This is a genomic window from Pseudoduganella albidiflava (assembly GCF_004322755.1).
GTDB lineage: Bacteria > Pseudomonadota > Gammaproteobacteria > Burkholderiales > Burkholderiaceae_D > Rugamonas > Rugamonas albidiflava.
On sequence record NZ_CP036401.1, the window covers coordinates 2,245,572 to 2,263,146 of the forward strand.

Below are 17,575 nucleotides of genomic sequence, written 5' to 3' on the forward strand. Positions count from 1 at the left end.
GTGGGCGGACGACAACCGGTGTCCGACATCTGGGGCCTTGTTCTAATGCCGGCAAGTTTAGAGTTACCCGATACATTGAAAGCGCATGCATTCACCCCAACGGCGAAGGGCTGGGGTCAGGAAGGAATGCTGGCATGCATGCCAGCATCGTTCCGCAGGCGCGAAGCATGCTTCGCGAAACCCCTGCTCCACCCCGGCGGGGCGTAGCCGGGGTTTCAAGGAGCATCGCTCCTTGCCGGCGTAGCGGTACTGGCCTACCAGCCAGTACTCCCTCCTGACCCCGGCATTTGCACTTGGGGTGGGCTTGTCAAAGCGGCATTAGCGCCTGCCCGGGTGTCCGACACCAGTGTACGGAACCTCAGATGCCGATCACGCCGCCATCGATGCGCGTGATGGCGACCGTGGCGGAGCGCACGATGCCGCCCTGGCTCACCGGCACCTTGTCGGGCCACGTCATCGCGTCGATCGGGATGTCGCGCGGCTGCTCGGTGCCCGGGTGCTGGATGTTGACAAACAGCGTGCGGCCATCGGCCGTCATCTGCGTGCCGCACACCTCGGCGCCGTCCGGCGCGATCAGGAAGCGTTTCACCTGGCCGCTGCGGGTGTCCATCGCCAGCAGCATGTCGTTGCCCAGGCCCGACCAGTCGGTGCCGGCACCGCTCCAGTCGGATGCTTTCAGCGCGTCGCCGGCATCGGTGCCGATCCACAGGCGCTGCCAGCCATCGAACATCACGCTGTCCGGCGAGCTGAAGGCGTCGCCCTTGATGGTGCCGCGGTTGGCGGGATCGGGCGTGTCGGCCGTGCCGGTACCGGCCAGCACCACCATCTCCCAGTTGAAGCGCGTGCCGGCCACGTTGCCGCCGGCATCGCGCATGCGGATGATGTGGCCATGCAGGTTCTTGTCGCGCGGGTTCATGGCGTTCTTCGCCTGCGCGGCGCGCGGCGTGGCCGTGCTGTTGCCGGGCGCGGTGGCGTTGCCGCGGCTGGTGTTGTTCGACAGCGTGGCGTAGACCCAGCCGCTGGCCGCGTCCGAGGCCAGCCATTCCGGCCGGTCCATTTGCGTGGCGCCCACCTTGTCGGCCGCCAGGCGTGCCCAGATCAGCACCGACGCCTGGTCGGGGAAGCCGTTTTCCGCCGTCAGGCCATTCTGGCCGTGCACCAGCGGCAGCCATTCGCCGCTGCCATCCTCGGCGAACTTCGCCACGTACAGCGTGCCCTCGTCGAGCAGGCCGCGGTTGGCGGTGCGGTTGTCCGGGTCCATTGCCTTCGCGGTCACGAACTTGTAGATGTAGTCGAAGCCCTGGTCGTCGCCCATGTAGAAGGCCACGCGCTTGTCGGCATTCACCAGGTGCGCCACGTTCTCGTGCGCGAAGCGGCCCAGCGCCGTGCGCTTCACCGGCTGCCAGGAAGGGTCGTACGGATCGATCTCGACGACCCAGCCGAAGCGGTTGGTTTCATTGGGTTCTACCGCCAGGTCGAAGCGCTTGTCGACGAAGTGCCAGGTGTAGTCGCGCACGTAGCCGCCGACGATGTTGTAGCGCGCCCATTTCGGGTCCTGGAAGCGCGCATCGCTGGCCGGCAGTTCGCGCGTGGCGAAGTAGTTCTTGTGGCAGTCTTCTTCGCAGGTGAGGTAGGTTCCCCATGGCGTGGCGCCGCTGCCGCAATTGCCCAGCGTGCCGCGCACCTGTTCGCCGGCCGGATCGCCGCCGGTGCGCATCGCCGCGTGGCCCCGCGCCGGGCCGCCGATGGCGATCCACGTATCGGCATGCACCTTGCGGGCGTAGGCCGAATCGCGCTGCACCTGCCACTGGCCGGCGGCATCGCGGTACACCTCGGCCACCGACACGCCGTGGTAAGCCTTCTGCTTGCGCACCACGTCCGGGTTCATCGCCGTTTCGCCGGCCGGGTCCAGCGTGGCCGGATCGGTCGTGGCGGTCACGCCGGTGAAGCGGAAACCGCTGATCACGCCGGCTCGCGCCGCCTCGTGGTTGATGGCCAGCAGGCCGCGGTCGCTGCTCTTCGAGCCGTAGGGCAGCGGGAAGTACGCCATGCCGTCGTGGTTGTCGCCGAACTGGAGTTCCGCTTCGGCGCCCGTGGTGTCGAAACGGCGCGCGGCGCTGGTGCGGAAGGCGGGGGCGCCCAGCTTGCTGCCGATCGGGTCGCCCTGTTTCGTCACGGCGGTCCAGCGGTAGCCGGGCGGCACGACCAGGTCGTCGCCGGCCAGCATCGGCGTGCGCTTCACGCTCTCGAAGTTCAGCGTGTTGGCGGGCAGTGCCGGCTCGGCCGGTGCGGGCGTGGCCGGCGCGGTTGTGGCGGGGGCGGCATCGTCGCTGCCGCCGCAGCCGAACAATGCCAGCGCTACCGTGCTGAGGCCGCCGGTCAGGATGGCGCGGCGCGACAGCCTGGCGTGGACGATGTCGCCGAAATACGGGTTGCCGGACTGGTTGGTGCCGAAGTCTTCGGGTTCGGGAGGACGGGAGATTTTGCTCATGCGCTCTGATGTAAGTAATGCAAGGGTTGATGAGAGCGGGGAATTCTAGGGGGCTCCCGTGACCGCTTGATGACGCTGGCGCATGTGACCGGCCATGAAAAAGGCGCTGTTCGCGTTGATTGGCCTTGCCGTTGATCACGGAACTTTTTTGGATGCCGAGCCCGACAGAGAGCCGACGCCCTATGCTGGCGCTACGGCATTACGCAACCATTGCCGCGGTGCCGTCAGCTCGGCGGCATCGAGTACACGTTGCCAGCCGGTGTAATTGGCCAGGTAGCGGCTCGCGACACCATTGAATCTCCGCAGCCACGTCTTGAAGCGGCTGTGCCATCCGTTGACACCCTGGATATGGAGTGCGCCGCGCGCGCGGATGCCGGCGCGCACATTGATCGCTTCGTGCGTGATGCCGGCCTGCTTCGCAAATGCCTGGTACGCCTTGGCGGCATCGGTGACGAGCAGCACATCGGGCGCCAGCACAGGCTTCAGGTGCTTCATCAGTTGGCCGGCGCTGACCGGGCCGCGGCCCGTGACGAAGTCACAGGTCTGTCGGTTTCTGTCCCGGGCAACGAGGATGCAGTCCAGCTCGCTGCTGATGCCGTGCCGGGTGGCCTTGCCGCCACGCTTTCGGGGCGGGCGGTTCAACTGCCGCGAGCCTTTTTGTGATTCCAAATGATAGGTTTCGTCAGCCTCGACGATGCCGGAAAGCTGCGGACGGGGCGTCCGGAGAATAGCGGCGATAAAACGGTGGCGCCATCGAAAGCTGGTCGACTTGGCCACCGCCACACGCTTGGCCGCCGAGCGCACAGAGAGCGACTCGATCACGCACTGAAGATAATGCAGCCACTTGTCGCGCAGGCGCAGACGCGCCAGCGGAGTGCCGGTCAAGGCGTTGAAGCTGCGCCGGCATATTACGCAGCGATAGCGCTGCAAGCCGCTGGCCTGCCCACAACGGTGGGGCCGCGGGCACCCGCAATGCGGACATGGCGGTCTTCCGGCTGCTTCCCCGATCTGGCGAAGGCACTGGCCTGGCTGCTCGAGGTTGGCCAAGAAGCCCTGCAGCAATGCGACCTGATCTTCTGAAAGCTGTTCCTGCATCAACGCGTTAATCAGTACTCGAACATCCGCCGTGTCCATGTCGCCTCCTGATATACATGAAGTATCTCAATAGGAAGTCAGACCGTGATGCCGACGGGAAGTTCCCACAATTGGCGCGAACAGCGCCATGAAAAAAGCCGGCGCGAGGCCGGCTTTGTCGGGCGGAACGTCGTGCGTGCCTACGAGGCGCGGCGGCGCACCGGCTTTTTCTTGTCGTTCCGGGGGATCGCCTTCTTGCGCGCGCTGCTCTTGGCGGCGGTCTTGCGGACGCTGCTCTTCGCGGTGGCCTTGCGCACCTTCGTCGAGGCAGGGAGCACGCGCATCTTCGCGGAGACCGGATTGCCGCGCACCTTCGTCGAAGCCGTGATCGCGCGGGGTTCGTCATTGCCGGTGATCAGGCGGCGGATGTTGAGCGCGTCGGCGATGCGCGCGGAGGAGCCGCTGGCGTTCAGCAGCACCATCGTGGCGTTCTTGCCGGCGGCCTTGATGCGCATGATCAGGCAGCGGCCCGCTTCTTCGGTGTAGCCGGTCTTCGACAGGCCGATGTCCCAGCCCTTGGCGCCGACCAGGCGGTTGGTGTTGTGGTATTCGACCTGGCGGCCCTTGATCTGCATGATGTCGCTCTTGTCGGTCGTCATGCTGGCGATGGTGGGATAGCGCGCCGCGGCGGCGGCCATTTTGACCAGGTCCTCGGCGGTCGATGTGTTGTGCGGCGACAGGCCGGTGGGTTCGTCGATGCGCGTGCGCGTCATGCCCAGCGCGCGGATCTTGGCGTTGACGGCGGCCTTGAACGCAGCGGGACCGCCAGGGAAGGTGCGGGCCAGCGACGCGGCGGCGCGGTTATCCGACGACATCAGGGCCAGGTGCAGGACATCGGCGCGGGATAGCGTGGCGCCGACCGGCACGCGCGACGTGCTGTGCTTCAGCGTGTCGACGTCTTCGCGGTCGATGCTGATCTGTTCCTGCATGTCCAGCCTGGAATCGAGCACGACCATCGCCGTCATCAGCTTGGTCAGCGAGGCGATCGGCACGATGGCGCCGGCATTCTTTTCAACGATGACTTTGCCGGCGTCGTCAACGACCAGCACGGATTGCGAACCGAGCGGCACGGCGAGCGCGGCTGCGGAGGCGGATAGCAGCAGGGCGGCTGCGAGTTTCTTGATCATTATTGTTCGTGGGATGGGCGAGCGGATGGAGCAATGCTGTAGAGCAATGTCCAGGAGGCCGAAAGATAGCATGCGCGCGGCGGCCCAGTCCAGACTATCCCAGCCGTGCGGGACGAAACATTACAAATATGTGATCAAGTAATGTTTATGTGCTATCAAAATGACGGCGCGCCCGTCCCCGGTAAGGGACGGGCGCGCCTGGAGATGCAAATGCCGTGAGATGCCGCCTCGCTCCGCTGGCGGTCTTCCTTCGCGTTTGGCCGGCCCTTGCTTACTTGCCGCCGTAGATCTTGTCGAACTCGCCGCCATCGTCGAAGTGGCGCTTCTGGGCCGCGCGCCAGCCACCGAACACGTCATCGACCGTGAACAGCTTGATGGGCTTGAACTGCGCCGCGTACTTCTTGGCGACCGCCGCCGAACGGGGGCGCAGGTAATGCTTGGCGATGATTTCCTGGCCCGCTTCCGAGTACAGGAAGTTCAGGTAGGCGGTGGCTTCCTTGCGGATGCCGCGCTTGTCGACCACCTTGTCCACCACGGCGACAGGCGATTCGGCCAGGATCGACACGGAGGGATAGACGATGTCGAAGTTGCTGCCCATTTCGGCGCGCACCAGGCTGACTTCGTTCTCGAACGTCACCAGCACGTCGCCGATCTGGCGCTGCGTGAACGTTGTGGTGGCCGCGCGGCCGCCGCCGTCCAGCACCGGCACGTTGCGGAAGATCTTCGTCACCAGTTCGCGGGCCTGCGCGTCGTTGCCGCCGTTCTGCAGCACCGAGCCCCAGGCGGCCAGGTACGTATAGCGGCCGTTGCCGGCGGTCTTCGGGTTCGGGATCACCACCTGCACGCCCGGCTTGGCCAGGTCGGCCCAGTCCTTGATGCCTTTTGGATTGCCCTTGCGCACCAGGTACACCATCGTCGAATACATCGGCGCGGCATTGTTCGGGAACCGTTTTGCCCAGTCCTTCGCCACCAGGCCGCGGTCGGACAGCATGTCGATGTCGTTGGCCTGGTTCATCGTGACGACCGACGCTTCCAGGCCGTCGGCCACCGAGCGCGCCTGCTTCGAGGAGCCGCCATGCGACTGCTTGACTTCGATGCTCTTGCCCGACTGTTTCTGGTACTGGGCTTCGAAGACGGGGTTGATTTCCTTGTACAGCTCGCGCGCCACGTCGTACGACACGTTCAGCAGCGTGACGTCGGCCGCATGGGCTGGGGCGATGGCCATGGCGGAGGCCGCGACGCCGGCCAGCAGGAGCCTGCGGGCCGGGCTGCATACTGCGCTAAATGCGATTTTTTTATTTGGCATGGTGTGCTCGTGTAGAAAACAGATAAGCAATGGTCGTCAAATCCCGTTCGGAAAGATACTATATTTTTGTAATTTGCTTAGATGGGATGGCTGCGTGGGATGGCTGCGCACGGTGCCGGCGGCTTCCGGCTGACTGGTGTATAGTCCGCCTAATCAGCTGACCAACAAGTGACCCGCATTGCGCTGTCTGCACAAGTTTCCATGAGTTTCGAGATCCGTCCCGCCACACCTCCCGATGCCGTTGCCGCCTGCCAGGTCCTGCGCCGCTCGATCGCCGAGTGCTGCGTGCTCGACCATCGCGACGACCCGGACATCCTCGCGGCGTGGCTGGGCAACAAGCATCCGGGCACGGTCGCTTCCTGGTTCGAGTCGCCGACCAATTATTCGCTGGTGGCGGTACAGGATGGCGGCATCGTCGGCGTCTCGCTGCTGACCGGTGCCGGCAAGCTGGCGCTGTGCTACCTGCTGCCGGAAGCGCAGCGCCAGGGCGCCGGCAGCGCGCTGCTGCGGCGGATGGAAGAGCGCGCGCTGGCCCTGGGCATGAAGGCCCTGTACCTGCATAGCACCGCCACCGCCGAAGGCTTTTTTGCGGCGGCTGGCTACCGGCGCGATGGAAACGTGCGTTCGCCCTACGGCGTGGAAACGATCCTGTTCTGGAAACCGCTGGTGCAGGGCGCCCAGCCCGATGCGCGCAAGCGTTTTTGCAACTGCAACTCGGCCTGACGGATTCTAGGGCCGGGCCGGCCGCCACAGCACCGCCGACGCATCGTCGGCGCGCTTGACCGCCATGACAGCCTTCATTTCTTCCTCGTGGCTGCGCAGCACCCGCAGCCCCGCCTCCACGCCTTGTTCCATGCACAGATCCAGCAGCGACGCCGGGGTATGGACCCCGTACGGGTCGACCAGCCGGTAGTAACCATCCGTCATGCCGAGCAGCGTGGCGCCTGCCGGCATCGGCAGCACGCGGCGCCGCGCGGCGAACGCGCCATCCGGCCGCAGACACAGGATGGCTGGATTCGCGCAACTGTTCTGGTATTCGCGCCGCGCGCGCAGCATCGGCAGCAGGCGGGCGTGGCGGACCGCCGGGTCGTCGATGCCGGCCGCGCGCAGCCGGGCGATTTCCGCCTGCAGCACGGCTTCCTGGGGATTGGTGTACGGGTCGAGATCGGCGACGCCGCCGTCCGGCAGGCGCATCAGCGTTATGCAGTCGCCCAGGCAGTAGAGGTGGAGCATGCCATCGGACGTCGCGCGGATCCACGTCAGCGCGGCGATCGGCCAGGCATGGACCGGAATGGCCGCGCCACCGGCCCGGGCCAGGAATTCGGCATGTACCGTGTCGATGGCCCGGTGCACGGCGGCGTGCTGGTCGAGGCCGTCGCGGATCGCCGGTTCGAGGGCGGCGGTGAAACGGTGCACGAACCACGCGACGTCGCCGCCGTCATCGAGATAATTTCGCTCTGCAACGGAGGTCGCGCCGTCCAGCACGACAAGGTCGGTGAGCCCGGGGGCCTGGAAGACGGCGACGTGGTCTTCGTTGTGCCCGGCGGTGGCGCCGCTGGAGATCCAGTCGATGCGGGCCTGGGCGGTGTGGTAGTTGGCGTTCATGGCGCCCGATTATAGCGGGCGCCGGACTCGGCAGTTAAGTGTGCCGCCGTAAATCAGGGATGCAGCGCGCCGCTCCCGAACGCTTTCAGTTCTCCCGCGGCGAACGCGACCCAGCCGTCGCGCGTGTCGACCGGCTGGGTGGCGATCATCGCGCGGCCATCGTCCAGGCGGTAGTGCAGGTGCGTGGAGCAGTGCGCGAACAGCGTTTCGCCATTCGACAGGATGAAATTGAAGGTGCCGTGCGCGGCGATCTCGGCGGCCACCTCGGCCAGCGCGTCGCGCAGCACGGAGGTGGCTGGTTCGCCGTGCGGGAAGCGGGCAGCCAGGCGCGACAGCAGCAGGCAGAATGCCGCCTCGCTGTCGGTGTCGCCCTGCGGCACGAAGCGCCCCGGCGCCGGCGCGAATTCCTTCAGGTCGCCATTGTGCGCGAAGCACCAGGTGCGGCCCCACAGCTGGCGGGCGAACGGGTGCACGTTTTCGATGGCGATGCGGCCCTGCGTGGCCTTGCGGATATGCGCGAGGATGTTGCGGGCGCGCAGCGCGCCGCGGCGGACACGCACCGCCAGCGGCGAATCGATCGCGGCACGGTGGTCCGTGTACAGCCGGCAACGCTTGCCGCTATGGAAGGCGATGCCCCAGCCATCCTTGTGCTCGTCGGTGCGGCCACCCCGTTCGGCGAACACGTCGAAGAATGGCCCGAGTCCGGCGGGTACGCTGCTGTTCAATCCGAGGAGCTGGCACATGGTGGCGTCGAAAATCGTTGAAGTTGAGTCCAAGATACCCGTGCACGCCCTGGCCAGGAACGAATCTTTTTCAATATGCTTATGTGCCGGCGCGATGCTTTCGAGCAAAACGATGCCGTCCGCTGCCCTGCAGGGCCGTGAATCGCCCCGGTGCCGGAGCATCGAACCCGCCGGTTCCATATGTATTGATCCATATGTATTGATCTCTTCTGTCGTGCCGATGCGGCGGCGATATGCATGGGACGAATATCCATCGGCAAAACGATTCGTTCTGAAATTGCCCGCCGCGCCTTAGCCTTGTCGCACCGCATCTGCTTCAGAAAGGCTGCAATGAGTTTCCCCATCCTGCAACAGTACCTGGCCCGGCTGGCCGATCCCGCCGAAGCCAGGTCGCCGTCATCGCTGTGGCTCGACGCCGCCGGCCGCGCCCATGGCCGCTTCTTCAATTGCACGATGACGAGCGTGTTCCACCCGATCCGCGAACTCGACAGCGGCAGCGCCGTTGCCTGCGAGGGGCTGGCGCGCGGGCTGTCGGCCGAGGATGAGGGATTGTCGCTGTGGCGCCTGCTGGAAAACGCGGCCAGCGACGACGAGTCGGTGGAACTCGACCGCCTGTGCCGCATGCTCCACGCGATCAATTTCTTCCGCCAGCCCGATTGCGAACGGCTGGACCTGCACCTGAACGTCCATGGCCGGCTGCTGTCCGCCGTCAGCAGCAACCATGGCCATGCGTTCCGGCGCATCCTCGACGCGCTCGAACTGCCGGTGGCGCGCATCGTGCTGCAACTGCCGCCGACCACGCCGCAGCAGAACTGGCTGCTGGGTTACGTGGCCGACAATTACCGGCGCAACGGTTTCCGGTTCGCCGTGCATGCCGGCAGCGTGCAGGAAGGGCTGGCGCTGCTCGAGCGCGTGCGGCCGGACGTGATCCGCTGCGATGCGCGTACCGCGCGCGACTGGGAAGGCCTGGCGCGCCTGCTGTCGGCCGCGGCCGGGCGGGGTACCAGGATCGTGTTCCACCATGCCGAGGGTGCCGCGGCGCTGGGGGCCCTGCACGCCATCGCGGAACTGGCCGGCGTGCAGCCGCTGGCGCAGGGCCATGCGCTGGACCTGCCGCGCGCCGCGCTGCCGGCCCGGCTGGAGCAGGTGGCCGCCTGAAAGCGGGCGGACCACACAGGGCATCGACAAGCCGGCATTGCTTAGGCCGGCCTTAAATGTTGAGCCATGAATGATACATTTTACGCCACACAGTTAAAGAGCTTTCTCAAGTTCCCGCGCCATCGGCTATAGTGACGCTCGCATCCGTTTCACCGCACCAATGGGATAGCTATGGCAACGCGCAGAGATTTTCTACACAAGACACTGGGGGCAGCCGCCGCCAGCTTCATCGGGGCACCGCTGGTCGGCCTGGCGCCGGCGCGCGCGCAGGCGCTGGAGCCGCCGCCCGATATTTTCGACGCCCAGGCGCTGGACCTGGAATTCTGGCTCAAGCCCCGTACGCTGACCGTGACCCGGCCGCAGAGCGGCGAAAAGGCCTCGGTCCTGTACTGGAAGGACGGCGAACTGATCGACTCCGGCTACCAGCAGCTATGCCACCTGCTGCGCGACGTCAACGGCAAGTCGACCGCGCCGATGGATCCGAAGCTGCTGGAAACGCTGTGGGGCGCACAGGCCTTCGTGGCGCGCTACGGCATCAACAGCCCGATCGAGATCCTGTCCGGCTACCGCACGCCCGCGTCGAACCAGCGGCTGCGCGAGCAGGGCATCCCGGCCGCGCGCCAGTCGCTGCACCTGGAGGGGAAGGCCGCCGACATCCGCATCGCCAACCTGAACGAGGAAGTCGTCGGTGGACTCATCAAGAGCTTCCGGCAGGGCGGCGTCGGGTTCTACTTCCGTGGTGGGCCGCGCGGCGGGTGGATCCATGCCGACACCGGCCTGAAACGCACATGGAAGGGGTGACCCAGGGAATTCGCGGAGCCCTGCTCCGCGCCTGGGTCACGGCCTGGCCTTGCAGGGCCAGGCCTGGGGCAGCGTACCGTTGAACGAACCGAAGTCAGTCGAACGGCCTTGCCTTGCAAGGCTCGGCCTGGGCCAGCGTAGTCATTCCCTGATGCCGCTTGGACAAGCCCAACCCAAGTGCAAATTCCGGGGTCAGACCCGGCGGGTCTGACCCCAGCCCTTCGCCGTTGGGGGGAGAGCATGCGCTTTCAATGTGTCGATACGCCGCTCCGGCAGACCCTGGACGCAGGCGCCCCCCTGAACATCAAACGTCGAGCAGCCCAACCCCGGGGCGAGGCCGGCCACAACAACCCTGCATCACCCGTAATAATACGGCTTGGTCTCCACCGAATCCCGCCGCTGCCGGTCCAGCGCATCGAGGTCCTGCCGGTGGTCCCACCAGATCTTCCAGCCGCGGCGCTGGTCCGCTTCCACATTGGGGTGCTCTTCCTTGTACCGATTCAGGAACTGCTCGAATTCCGATACATAGCGCGTATATTTCATGATTTCTCCTTTCTTCGGTTACACTGCCGGGCCGCATCGAGGACCGGTCGCGGTACGTTGAACACGCAGCGCGAACACGAACACGAAAGACCCATGCAGCACGAAAAAGACGATGGGGCGCAACCACGGTTCCGCCCCGTGCCGTGGACGGCACTGGAAACCCCCGCCGATGCCGAACTGTGGATCGCCGAGCATGACCTGGCGTTGCAGGAGCATGTCGGCAAGAACGAGACCGGCTATGGGGTGTGCTTCACGCTGGCCGCCGGAGGCGACATCTTCATGCAGACCTCGGATGACGCCGTCGTTCTCGATATTACGCCGGACGCCGAGTGGGTGGCGCCACTGATCGCCGCGGTCGCCCAGGCGGAGCCGCCGAAAGGGTCGATGTGGATCCTGCCCGCGGACAAGCTGGTGCAGCTGATCCTCGGCCTGTCTACGCTGGTGGCCAGCACCACGCTGGTGGTCGGCCACAACTTCGGGCGCCGCCGCCACTACTGAAGGGACGGGTACCGCCGCCTCGTCCGGCAGCGCCATCCCGCACCGCAATCCGGCACCGCAATGCCGTCGCGTGGCACCCGCGCCGCGCGGTCGATGCACCGTCGCTGCACTGTCACAGCACCATCGTCGCACGGTCGCCGCGCATCGCCGCACCGTCACTGAACCATCGCCGCACCATCAGCGCGCTCCAGCCGGCGCAGGTGCGCCCGCGTGCGGCGTGCGCTCGACTTGGCGAAGCGTGCATGCTAGGCTGATCCGGCATTCTCGACAGCCGTCAGTCAGTTTACGAGGGTTTCATCACGATATGGATAACCTCATGGACCATCCCAGCGACAATCCGTCCAACAGCCCGCCGTACAGCCCGCCCGACAGGCCGCTCGAGAGCCCGCTCGACAGCGCTGTCACCGAGCCGGTGCCAGCACTGCTGCCGGGCTTGCCCGCCGGGTTGTCGCAGGAAGGATTGCTGGCGGCCCTTGGCGGCAGCGACCTGGCGCCGCGCGGCGCCGGGCCGGAGCACGAGCGGTTCGACGACCTGTACCTGCTGGCACCGGTCGGCGTATTCCTGCTGGCGCAGGATGCGACGATCCTGCAGGCCAACCTGGCCGGCGCCGCCCTGCTGGGCATCGACCGCGCCGGCGCGGGGCGGAAAAGTTTTCGCGCCTACGTGGCACAACGCTTCCTGCCGGATTTCGATGCTTTCGCCGCGCGTGCGCTGGCCAGCCACGAGCCGGTTCGCTGCGGCGTCCAGCTGGAGCGCGACCGGGGCGACCGGGGCGTGCCCGTCACGCTGCTCGGTTGCGGCACGGCCGGCGCGCTGCGCCTCACCGTGGAACCGGCGGAAGGGCGCCTTGCCGCCCTGGAGAAAAGCGAGGAGCGCTTCCGCCGCATCGTGCAGACCGCGCGCGAAGGCATCTGGGAATTCGACGCTGCCGCGCGCACCAGTTTCGCCAACCCGCGCATGGCCGAGATGCTGGGCTACCCGGTCGAAGCGATGGTCGGCCGGCCGCTGGTCTCCTTCCTCGACGCGGAAGGGCGCTCGCTGCTGGAGCGCAATGTCGCGCGGCAGCAGGAAGGCATGCCCGGGCGGCACGAGCTGAAGTTCATGCGCAGCGACGGCACGCCGCTGTGGGTGCACCTGACCGCCAATCCGCTGTTCGATGCCGACGGCGGCTTCCTCGGCGCGCTGGCGCTGGCTGCCGACATCACCGAACACCGCGAGTCGGCCGAGCTGGCTTACCAGCAAGCCAATTTCGATGCGCTGACCGGCCTGCCGAACCGCAACATGTTCCAGGAACGGCTGCGCCACGAGATGAAGAAGGCGCGCCGCGAGCGCAGTTTCCTGGCGCTGCTGTTCATCGACCTCGACCAGTTCAAGCAGATCAACGACCGCTTCGGCCACCAGCAGGGCGATGCGCTGCTGGTGCAGGCGGCGGCCCGGCTGGGGGCGTGCATGCGCGCGACGGATACGCTGGCCCGGATCGGCGGCGACGAGTTCGTCGCCATCCTGCCAGGTCTCGGCCACGTGCAGGATGCCGAGCGGGTGGCGGAGGATATCGTGTCGGTATTGCAAAGGCCATTCGAACTGGCCGGCGGCGCGCAGGGCACGATTTCGGGCAGCGTTGGCATCGCGCTGTACCCTTCCGACGCGGCCGACGCCGAAGAGTTGCTGCGGCACGCCGACCAGGCCATGTACGCGGCCAAGAACAGTGGCCGCAACCGCTATACCTATTTCACCGACGACATGCAGTCGGCCGCCCAGCAGCGCGCCCGGCTGGCAGTGGACCTGCGCCGCGCCGCCGTGCAGCAGGAATTCGAATTGCACTACCAGCCCATCGTCAACCTGAAGACAGGCGTGGTGGAACGCGCCGAAGCGCTGCTGCGCTGGCGCCACCCGGAGCGCGGCCTGCTGAACCCTGCCGATTTCATCGCCGGCGCGGAATCGTCCGGCGTGCTGCTCGATATCGGCGACCGGGCCTTCCGCCAGGCGGCCGACCAGGTGCTGGCGTGGCAGCGCGAGCTGGGACGGCCGTTCCAGGTCACCATCAACGTGACGTCGGCCCAGTTGCGCGACGAGGCGCACGGCTGGCTGGGGTATGTGGAAAGCCTGCGGCTGCCGCCGCGCAGCCTGGTCGCCGATGTGTCGGAAGATATCCTGAACGAACCGGCCGGACATGTGTTCGAGCGGCTCGGGCGCCTGCACGCGCTGGGCATGCAGGTGGCGCTGGACGACTTCGGCACCGGCCATTCCGCGCTGGCCCAGTTGACGAAGTTCGACATCGACTACCTGAAGATCGACCGCAGCTTCGTGGCCGGGCTGACCGGCGATTCCGGCGACCTGGCGCTGTGCGAAGCCATCATCCTGCTGGCCCACAAGCTGGGCCTGGAAGTCGTGGCGGAAGGAGTGGAAACGGAAGCGCAGCTGGCGCTGCTGACCGCCGCCGGCTGCGACCTGGCGCAGGGATATGTGTTTGCGCGGCCGGCGCCAGCGGACGAGTTGCTGGCGCTGGCGCGGCAGGTGCGGCTGGACTGGTCCGGCGGCGTTGCTGATTCCGGTGCTGGTGCTGGTACAGCTATCGCAAGCTCAGCAGCGAAACCACCCGGTCCCGGTTGATGCCCACCAGGGCCGAGGTCAGGGCCAGCAGCGACTGGTAGCCCGGTTCGTTGGCGATGGTGGAAAAGCGCGTTGCCAGGTCATCCACGCCGGCCACTTCGATGTCGGGCATGGCGCTCTGGGCACGCTGGGTCGCCATGTTCAATTCGCCATGGACCTTGGCCAGCGCCGCTTCCACGTGCGACAGCGCCTGCATCACCTGCTGCAGCGTGTCGCGCATCGATTCGATGTCGTCGGTGCCCCAGCCTTCGGGTGCCACCACGGGCGCTTCCGGCTCCGCCTTCAGGCGGCTCAGCTGGCCAGTGGGGAAGCGGATGCCGCTGCCCTGCACGGCGATCGAATCGCGCACGCCGGGCCAGCTGTTCTCGCTGGTGGAAAACACCAGTTCGCCATCGTCGTTCGACGAAACCCGCACGCCCACCGGGCCCAGGGCCTGGTCGAAGCGCGCGACGATTTCCTCGTCCGACAGGCCGGGCGACAGGTGCACCGAACGCAGCCCCTGCGCGCCACCGCCGACGGCGACGGCCAGCGTCTCGCGGGCGCCATTGCGCAGGTTCGCCAGCGACATGCCGCGCACCGTAAAGCGCTGGCTGGACGGTTCCGCGCCGCTGAACTTGAGGCGCGCATCGAGCGAGCCGCCGGTTGCCTCGCGGCGGTTGCGCCAGGTATCGGCGAATTGCCGCACCTGCTGTTCGAGCTGCCCGTCGCGCATCTGGCGCGCCGCCAGCTTGGTGGCGAGGTCGGTCTTCAGCGCGCGCAGTTGCGCGGCGCTTTGTTCGAGGAAATCCACCGCTTGCTGGGCGCTGGAAATATCGTTCTGCAGGGGCTGGTCCCAGTTGCTCAGCCCGCGCCGGAGCGGCGCGGCCTGGGTGGGGGGCGCGGCCGAGGCCCCCGGCGCCGGCCCGTGGGCCGACGTTTTTCCCTGGGCAGCGCCTGCCAGGCCGGCCTGGTCGAGCCCGGTCGTCGTCGACGCCGACGAGTCCTTGCTGACGCCGGCAGTGCTGGAGCGCTGTACGATTTGCATGGCGAGTGTTAAATCAAAGTGGTTACATCAATCGGATGGATCGACCGGACTGCATCGATCGGGTTCGATCAACCGGTACTGACTGAAAAACGTGAAGCTTGAAGAACATGACTGCTTAAAAACTATTTGCTGAGCATCATCTGCCAAACATCATTTACCAGACGTCACTTACTCAAAGAACATTGAACAGCGACAGATTGCTGATCTTCGAATAGGACTGGTAAGTGGCTTGCAGAGCCATATTGTAGCCTGACAGTTCGCTGGCGGCGACACCGTAATCGAGCTGTCCCAGTTCCGTCATCGCCGACTTGTTCGACAGGCTCACGTTGGCGTGGTTGCTGTCGAGCGTGGCCAGCACGTTCTGCGCGCCGCCCAGTTTGGCGACCTTGCCGGCCAGGTCGTCCTGGGTCGACTGCACCATCGTCATCGTCTCGGAGATCAAGCCCTTCAGCGGTTCGGCCGACGAGTCGGTGGTGGTGTTGCGCAACGCGTCGATCGCTTCGGTCAGCTTGTTCAGCAGCGCATCCACGCCGCCGGCATTGACGTTGACGGTCTGCGTGATGCCATTGCCGACCACGACTTTCTGTTCGCCGGCATTGCCGGCATAGCTGTAGCTGGCGCCGTCGAACGCGATGGGCGGGGTGTCGGTCATGGTACCGGAAAACAGGTACTTGCCTTCCTGGTCGCGGGTATTGGCCGTGTACAGCACACTGTCGCGTATCGCCACGAGGCTGTCCACCATCGACTTCAAATCGTCCGGCGTGTTGCCGCCATCGGCCGCCCACACCAGCAGGTCGTTCGCCTTGGTCAGGTCGCCGACCATGCCGGACAGGTAGCTTTCGTTCTTCGACAGGCGGATCTTGACCGCGCCGATATTCTCGCGGTACTGGTCGATGATGGCCTCTTCGCGCGTCAGGCGCGAGATCCGCACATGGCTGATCGGGTCGTCCGACGGCAGCATGACGGCTTTGCCGGACGCCATCTGCTGGGTCAGGCGCGACGCCATCGTCTGGTTCAGCTCGAGCGAGCGGGCGAGGGTGGCCTGGTACTGGGTGGTTGCGATACGCATGGTGGAATCCTTTAGCCGAACATCGCCAGCGTGGCGTCGAACAGCGAGTTCGCCACGGCGATGACCTTCATGTTGGCCTGGTACATGTTCTGGAACTCGACGAGGTTCATGGCTTCCTCGTCGCGGTTGACGCCGGACGTCGCCGCCCAGTCATCCTCCGACTGCTGGCGGATCGTCGTCGCGGTGTTGAGCAGCGACTTGTTCTGCTGGCTGTCGATGGCCAGCTTGCCCACCAGCTGGGTATCGGCGTCGCCCAGGATCACGGTGCCGACGGAGCCCAGCGTGATGGTCTGGTTCTTGATGTCCACCAGCATCTGCAGGTTGGCCGAATCGCCCGGCGTGCCGTCCGCGGACAGGGCCAGGTCGTCGGCGCTGTAGCCGGCCGAGACGGACAGGATGCCGCCCCCGCCGCCGCCATTGATGGCGAACATCGGCTTGCCCGGATTGCCGGCGCTGTCCGTGCCGGCGCCCAGCTGGTCGTTGATCCTGGTGGCCAGTTGCGAGGCCATCGACACGATCGAATCCTGCAGCGGCTGCAGCACATTCTTCTCGAAGGTGCCCAGGCCGCCGATCTGGCCGCCCACCGCGGTGTCGTCCACTCCGTACACGGAGCGTGCGAAGGTCACCTGCATCTGCGGCGTGCCGCCGCTGGTGTCGATACCCAGCGAAGCGGCCTGGTTGCCCACTACCAGCGGCTGGCCCGATTTCAGCGAGACCGCGCGGCTGCCGTCCGGCTGTTCCAGCACTTCGAGGGCGGCCAGTTGCGACAGGCTGTCGATGGCCATGTCGCGCTCGTCGATCAGCGAGGAAACATTGGTGCCGGTGGCGCTCGCGGCGACGATGCGCGTATTGAGCGCGGCGATGTTCTGCGTCAGCGTATTGAACTTCGGCACGATCGCGTCGCGCTGCTGCTGCACCGACAATTGCTGGTTGCGGGTGACCTGGTAGATGCTGTTGAAGCTTTCCGCCAGCGCGCCGGCCTGCGCCACCACCTGGCCGCGCAGCGGTGCCGACGTGGGTTCCTCGCCGACCGCGTTGAGCGCCTTGAAGAAGTTGTCGACGCCATACGACAGGCTCGACTTGTCGTCGCCCATCACCTGTTCCAGCTGGGTCAGGTAAGGCTGCGTGGTCGCATAGCGGCCCTGCTCGGCGTTGGCGCGCCACATCTGCTGCGTCTTGTAGGCATCCGAGATGCGCAGCAGCGAGCTGACTTCCACGCCATTGCCGGCCTGCTTGGTGCCGCTGCCCGGGGCGATGGCGGCCAGCAGCACGCCCTGGCGCGTGTAGCCCGGGGTCTGCAGGTTGGCCACGTTCTGGCTGGCCGCGTTCAGCGCGGCTTGCGCGGCGATGGCGCCCGACAATGCGTTATTGATGATGGTCATGACTGATCCGTTGAAGTGGGCCCGCCAGGTCAGGGCCTGGCGGACTGCGACTTTCTCTTAACTAGTCAAGGCGACTGCGCGCC

16 protein-coding genes are annotated in these 17,575 nt (G+C 66.2%); 5 read left to right on the forward strand and 11 right to left on the reverse strand.

What is annotated here, in order from left to right; genetic code table 11:
• Positions 1-358 precede the first annotated feature (358 nt).
• The 4 genes from EYF70_RS09430 to EYF70_RS09445 form a co-directional block, all read right to left on the reverse strand.
• A complete protein-coding gene (locus EYF70_RS09430; protein ID WP_131145169.1) occupies positions 359-2,491 on the reverse strand; it encodes a PhoX family protein in 2,133 nt (710 codons plus the stop codon).
• Between the two features lie 180 nt (positions 2,492-2,671).
• The gene (locus EYF70_RS09435; protein WP_229420782.1) at positions 2,672-3,625 is read right to left on the reverse strand and encodes an IS1595 family transposase; all 954 of its coding nucleotides are present in this window, start codon (positions 3,623-3,625) and stop codon (positions 2,672-2,674) included.
• Between the two features lie 140 nt (positions 3,626-3,765).
• Complete coding sequence (locus tag EYF70_RS09440; RefSeq protein WP_131145170.1) at positions 3,766-4,752, reverse strand: serine hydrolase; 987 nt, start codon at positions 4,750-4,752, stop codon at positions 3,766-3,768.
• A 271-nt stretch (positions 4,753-5,023) separates the two neighbouring features.
• Entirely contained in the window at positions 5,024-6,058 is a 1,035-nt protein-coding gene (locus EYF70_RS09445) for a sulfate ABC transporter substrate-binding protein (protein WP_131145171.1), read from the reverse strand.
• 201 nt (positions 6,059-6,259) lie between these two features.
• Here EYF70_RS09445 and EYF70_RS09450 point away from each other — a divergent pair, with 201 nt between their 5' ends.
• Positions 6,260-6,781 carry a GNAT family N-acetyltransferase gene (locus tag EYF70_RS09450; protein ID WP_131145172.1) on the forward strand — a complete coding sequence of 174 codons (522 nt, stop codon included), beginning with the start codon at positions 6,260-6,262 and terminating at the stop codon, positions 6,779-6,781.
• A gap of 6 nt (positions 6,782-6,787) precedes the next feature.
• On the opposite strand, the gene EYF70_RS09455 is transcribed toward EYF70_RS09450, so the two are convergent.
• Positions 6,788-7,663 (reverse strand): protein phosphatase 2C domain-containing protein, encoded by an 876-nt coding sequence (locus EYF70_RS09455; RefSeq protein WP_131145173.1) that lies wholly within the window; start codon positions 7,661-7,663, stop codon positions 6,788-6,790.
• 53 nt (positions 7,664-7,716) lie between these two features.
• A complete protein-coding gene (locus EYF70_RS09460; protein ID WP_131145174.1) occupies positions 7,717-8,406 on the reverse strand; it encodes a class II glutamine amidotransferase in 690 nt (229 codons plus the stop codon).
• Positions 8,407-8,736: 330 nt separating this feature from the next.
• Here EYF70_RS09460 and EYF70_RS09465 point away from each other — a divergent pair, with 330 nt between their 5' ends.
• Together EYF70_RS09465 and EYF70_RS09470 are read left to right on the forward strand one after the other, a co-directional pair.
• Positions 8,737-9,564 carry an EAL domain-containing protein gene (locus EYF70_RS09465; RefSeq protein WP_131145175.1) on the forward strand — a complete coding sequence of 276 codons (828 nt, stop codon included), beginning with the start codon at positions 8,737-8,739 and terminating at the stop codon, positions 9,562-9,564.
• A gap of 171 nt (positions 9,565-9,735) precedes the next feature.
• Positions 9,736-10,365, forward strand: a complete 630-nt coding sequence (locus EYF70_RS09470; protein WP_131145176.1) for a YcbK family protein — start codon at positions 9,736-9,738, stop codon at positions 10,363-10,365.
• Positions 10,366-10,722: 357 nt separating this feature from the next.
• Here the strand turns inward: EYF70_RS09470 and EYF70_RS09475 are convergent, their stop codons facing one another.
• Complete coding sequence (locus tag EYF70_RS09475) at positions 10,723-10,908, reverse strand: DUF3460 family protein (protein WP_131145177.1); 186 nt, start codon at positions 10,906-10,908, stop codon at positions 10,723-10,725.
• A gap of 93 nt (positions 10,909-11,001) precedes the next feature.
• On the opposite strand from EYF70_RS09475, the gene EYF70_RS09480 reads away from it, so the two are divergent.
• Positions 11,002-11,406, forward strand: coding sequence for a hypothetical protein (locus tag EYF70_RS09480; RefSeq protein WP_131145178.1), 405 nt, complete (start codon positions 11,002-11,004; stop codon positions 11,404-11,406).
• Positions 11,407-11,518: 112 nt separating this feature from the next.
• Here EYF70_RS09480 and EYF70_RS31830 read toward each other — a convergent pair whose 3' ends face one another.
• A complete protein-coding gene (locus tag EYF70_RS31830; RefSeq protein WP_259772420.1) occupies positions 11,519-11,650 on the reverse strand; it encodes a hypothetical protein in 132 nt (43 codons plus the stop codon).
• A 72-nt stretch (positions 11,651-11,722) separates the two neighbouring features.
• Between EYF70_RS31830 and EYF70_RS09485 the strand changes: the two genes are divergently transcribed.
• On the forward strand, positions 11,723-14,017 hold the full coding sequence (locus tag EYF70_RS09485; RefSeq protein WP_131145179.1) for a putative bifunctional diguanylate cyclase/phosphodiesterase: 2,295 nt from the start codon (positions 11,723-11,725) through the stop codon (positions 14,015-14,017).
• On the opposite strand, the gene EYF70_RS09490 is transcribed toward EYF70_RS09485, so the two are convergent.
• The 3 genes from EYF70_RS09490 to flgK all read right to left on the reverse strand — a co-directional run bounded on the left by EYF70_RS09490 (position 13,977) and on the right by flgK (position 17,492).
• Positions 13,977-15,041, reverse strand: coding sequence for a hypothetical protein (locus tag EYF70_RS09490; RefSeq protein WP_131145180.1), 1,065 nt, complete (start codon positions 15,039-15,041; stop codon positions 13,977-13,979). The genes EYF70_RS09485 and EYF70_RS09490 overlap by 41 nt on opposite strands.
• Before the next feature lie 172 nt (positions 15,042-15,213).
• Complete coding sequence (flgL, locus tag EYF70_RS09495) at positions 15,214-16,110, reverse strand: flagellar hook-associated protein FlgL (RefSeq protein ID WP_131145181.1); 897 nt, start codon at positions 16,108-16,110, stop codon at positions 15,214-15,216.
• Between the two features lie 11 nt (positions 16,111-16,121).
• The gene (flgK, locus tag EYF70_RS09500) at positions 16,122-17,492 is read right to left on the reverse strand and encodes a flagellar hook-associated protein FlgK (RefSeq protein WP_131145182.1); all 1,371 of its coding nucleotides are present in this window, start codon (positions 17,490-17,492) and stop codon (positions 16,122-16,124) included.
• Positions 17,493-17,575: the final 83 nt, after the last annotated feature.

Bases quoted from the DNA above. Each gene is read 5' to 3' on its own strand.
- EYF70_RS09430 (WP_131145169.1), bottom strand. From the start codon at position 2,491: ATGAGCAAAATCTCCCGTCCTCCCGAACCCGAAGACTTCGGCACCAAC.
- EYF70_RS09435 (WP_229420782.1), bottom strand. From the start codon at position 3,625: ATGGACACGGCGGATGTTCGAGTACTGATTAACGCGTTGATGCAGGAA.
- EYF70_RS09440 (WP_131145170.1), bottom strand. From the start codon at position 4,752: ATGATCAAGAAACTCGCAGCCGCCCTGCTGCTATCCGCCTCCGCAGCC.
- EYF70_RS09445 (WP_131145171.1), bottom strand. From the start codon at position 6,058: ATGCCAAATAAAAAAATCGCATTTAGCGCAGTATGCAGCCCGGCCCGC.
- EYF70_RS09450 (WP_131145172.1), top strand. From the start codon at position 6,260: ATGAGTTTCGAGATCCGTCCCGCCACACCTCCCGATGCCGTTGCCGCC.
- EYF70_RS09455 (WP_131145173.1), bottom strand. From the start codon at position 7,663: ATGAACGCCAACTACCACACCGCCCAGGCCCGCATCGACTGGATCTCC.
- EYF70_RS09460 (WP_131145174.1), bottom strand. From the start codon at position 8,406: ATGTGCCAGCTCCTCGGATTGAACAGCAGCGTACCCGCCGGACTCGGG.
- EYF70_RS09465 (WP_131145175.1), top strand. From the start codon at position 8,737: ATGAGTTTCCCCATCCTGCAACAGTACCTGGCCCGGCTGGCCGATCCC.
- EYF70_RS09470 (WP_131145176.1), top strand. From the start codon at position 9,736: ATGGCAACGCGCAGAGATTTTCTACACAAGACACTGGGGGCAGCCGCC.
- EYF70_RS09475 (WP_131145177.1), bottom strand. From the start codon at position 10,908: ATGAAATATACGCGCTATGTATCGGAATTCGAGCAGTTCCTGAATCGG.
- EYF70_RS09480 (WP_131145178.1), top strand. From the start codon at position 11,002: ATGCAGCACGAAAAAGACGATGGGGCGCAACCACGGTTCCGCCCCGTG.
- EYF70_RS31830 (WP_259772420.1), bottom strand. From the start codon at position 11,650: ATGCACGCTTCGCCAAGTCGAGCGCACGCCGCACGCGGGCGCACCTGC.
- EYF70_RS09485 (WP_131145179.1), top strand. From the start codon at position 11,723: ATGGACCATCCCAGCGACAATCCGTCCAACAGCCCGCCGTACAGCCCG.
- EYF70_RS09490 (WP_131145180.1), bottom strand. From the start codon at position 15,041: ATGCAAATCGTACAGCGCTCCAGCACTGCCGGCGTCAGCAAGGACTCG.
- flgL (WP_131145181.1), bottom strand. From the start codon at position 16,110: ATGCGTATCGCAACCACCCAGTACCAGGCCACCCTCGCCCGCTCGCTC.
- flgK (WP_131145182.1), bottom strand. From the start codon at position 17,492: ATGACCATCATCAATAACGCATTGTCGGGCGCCATCGCCGCGCAAGCC.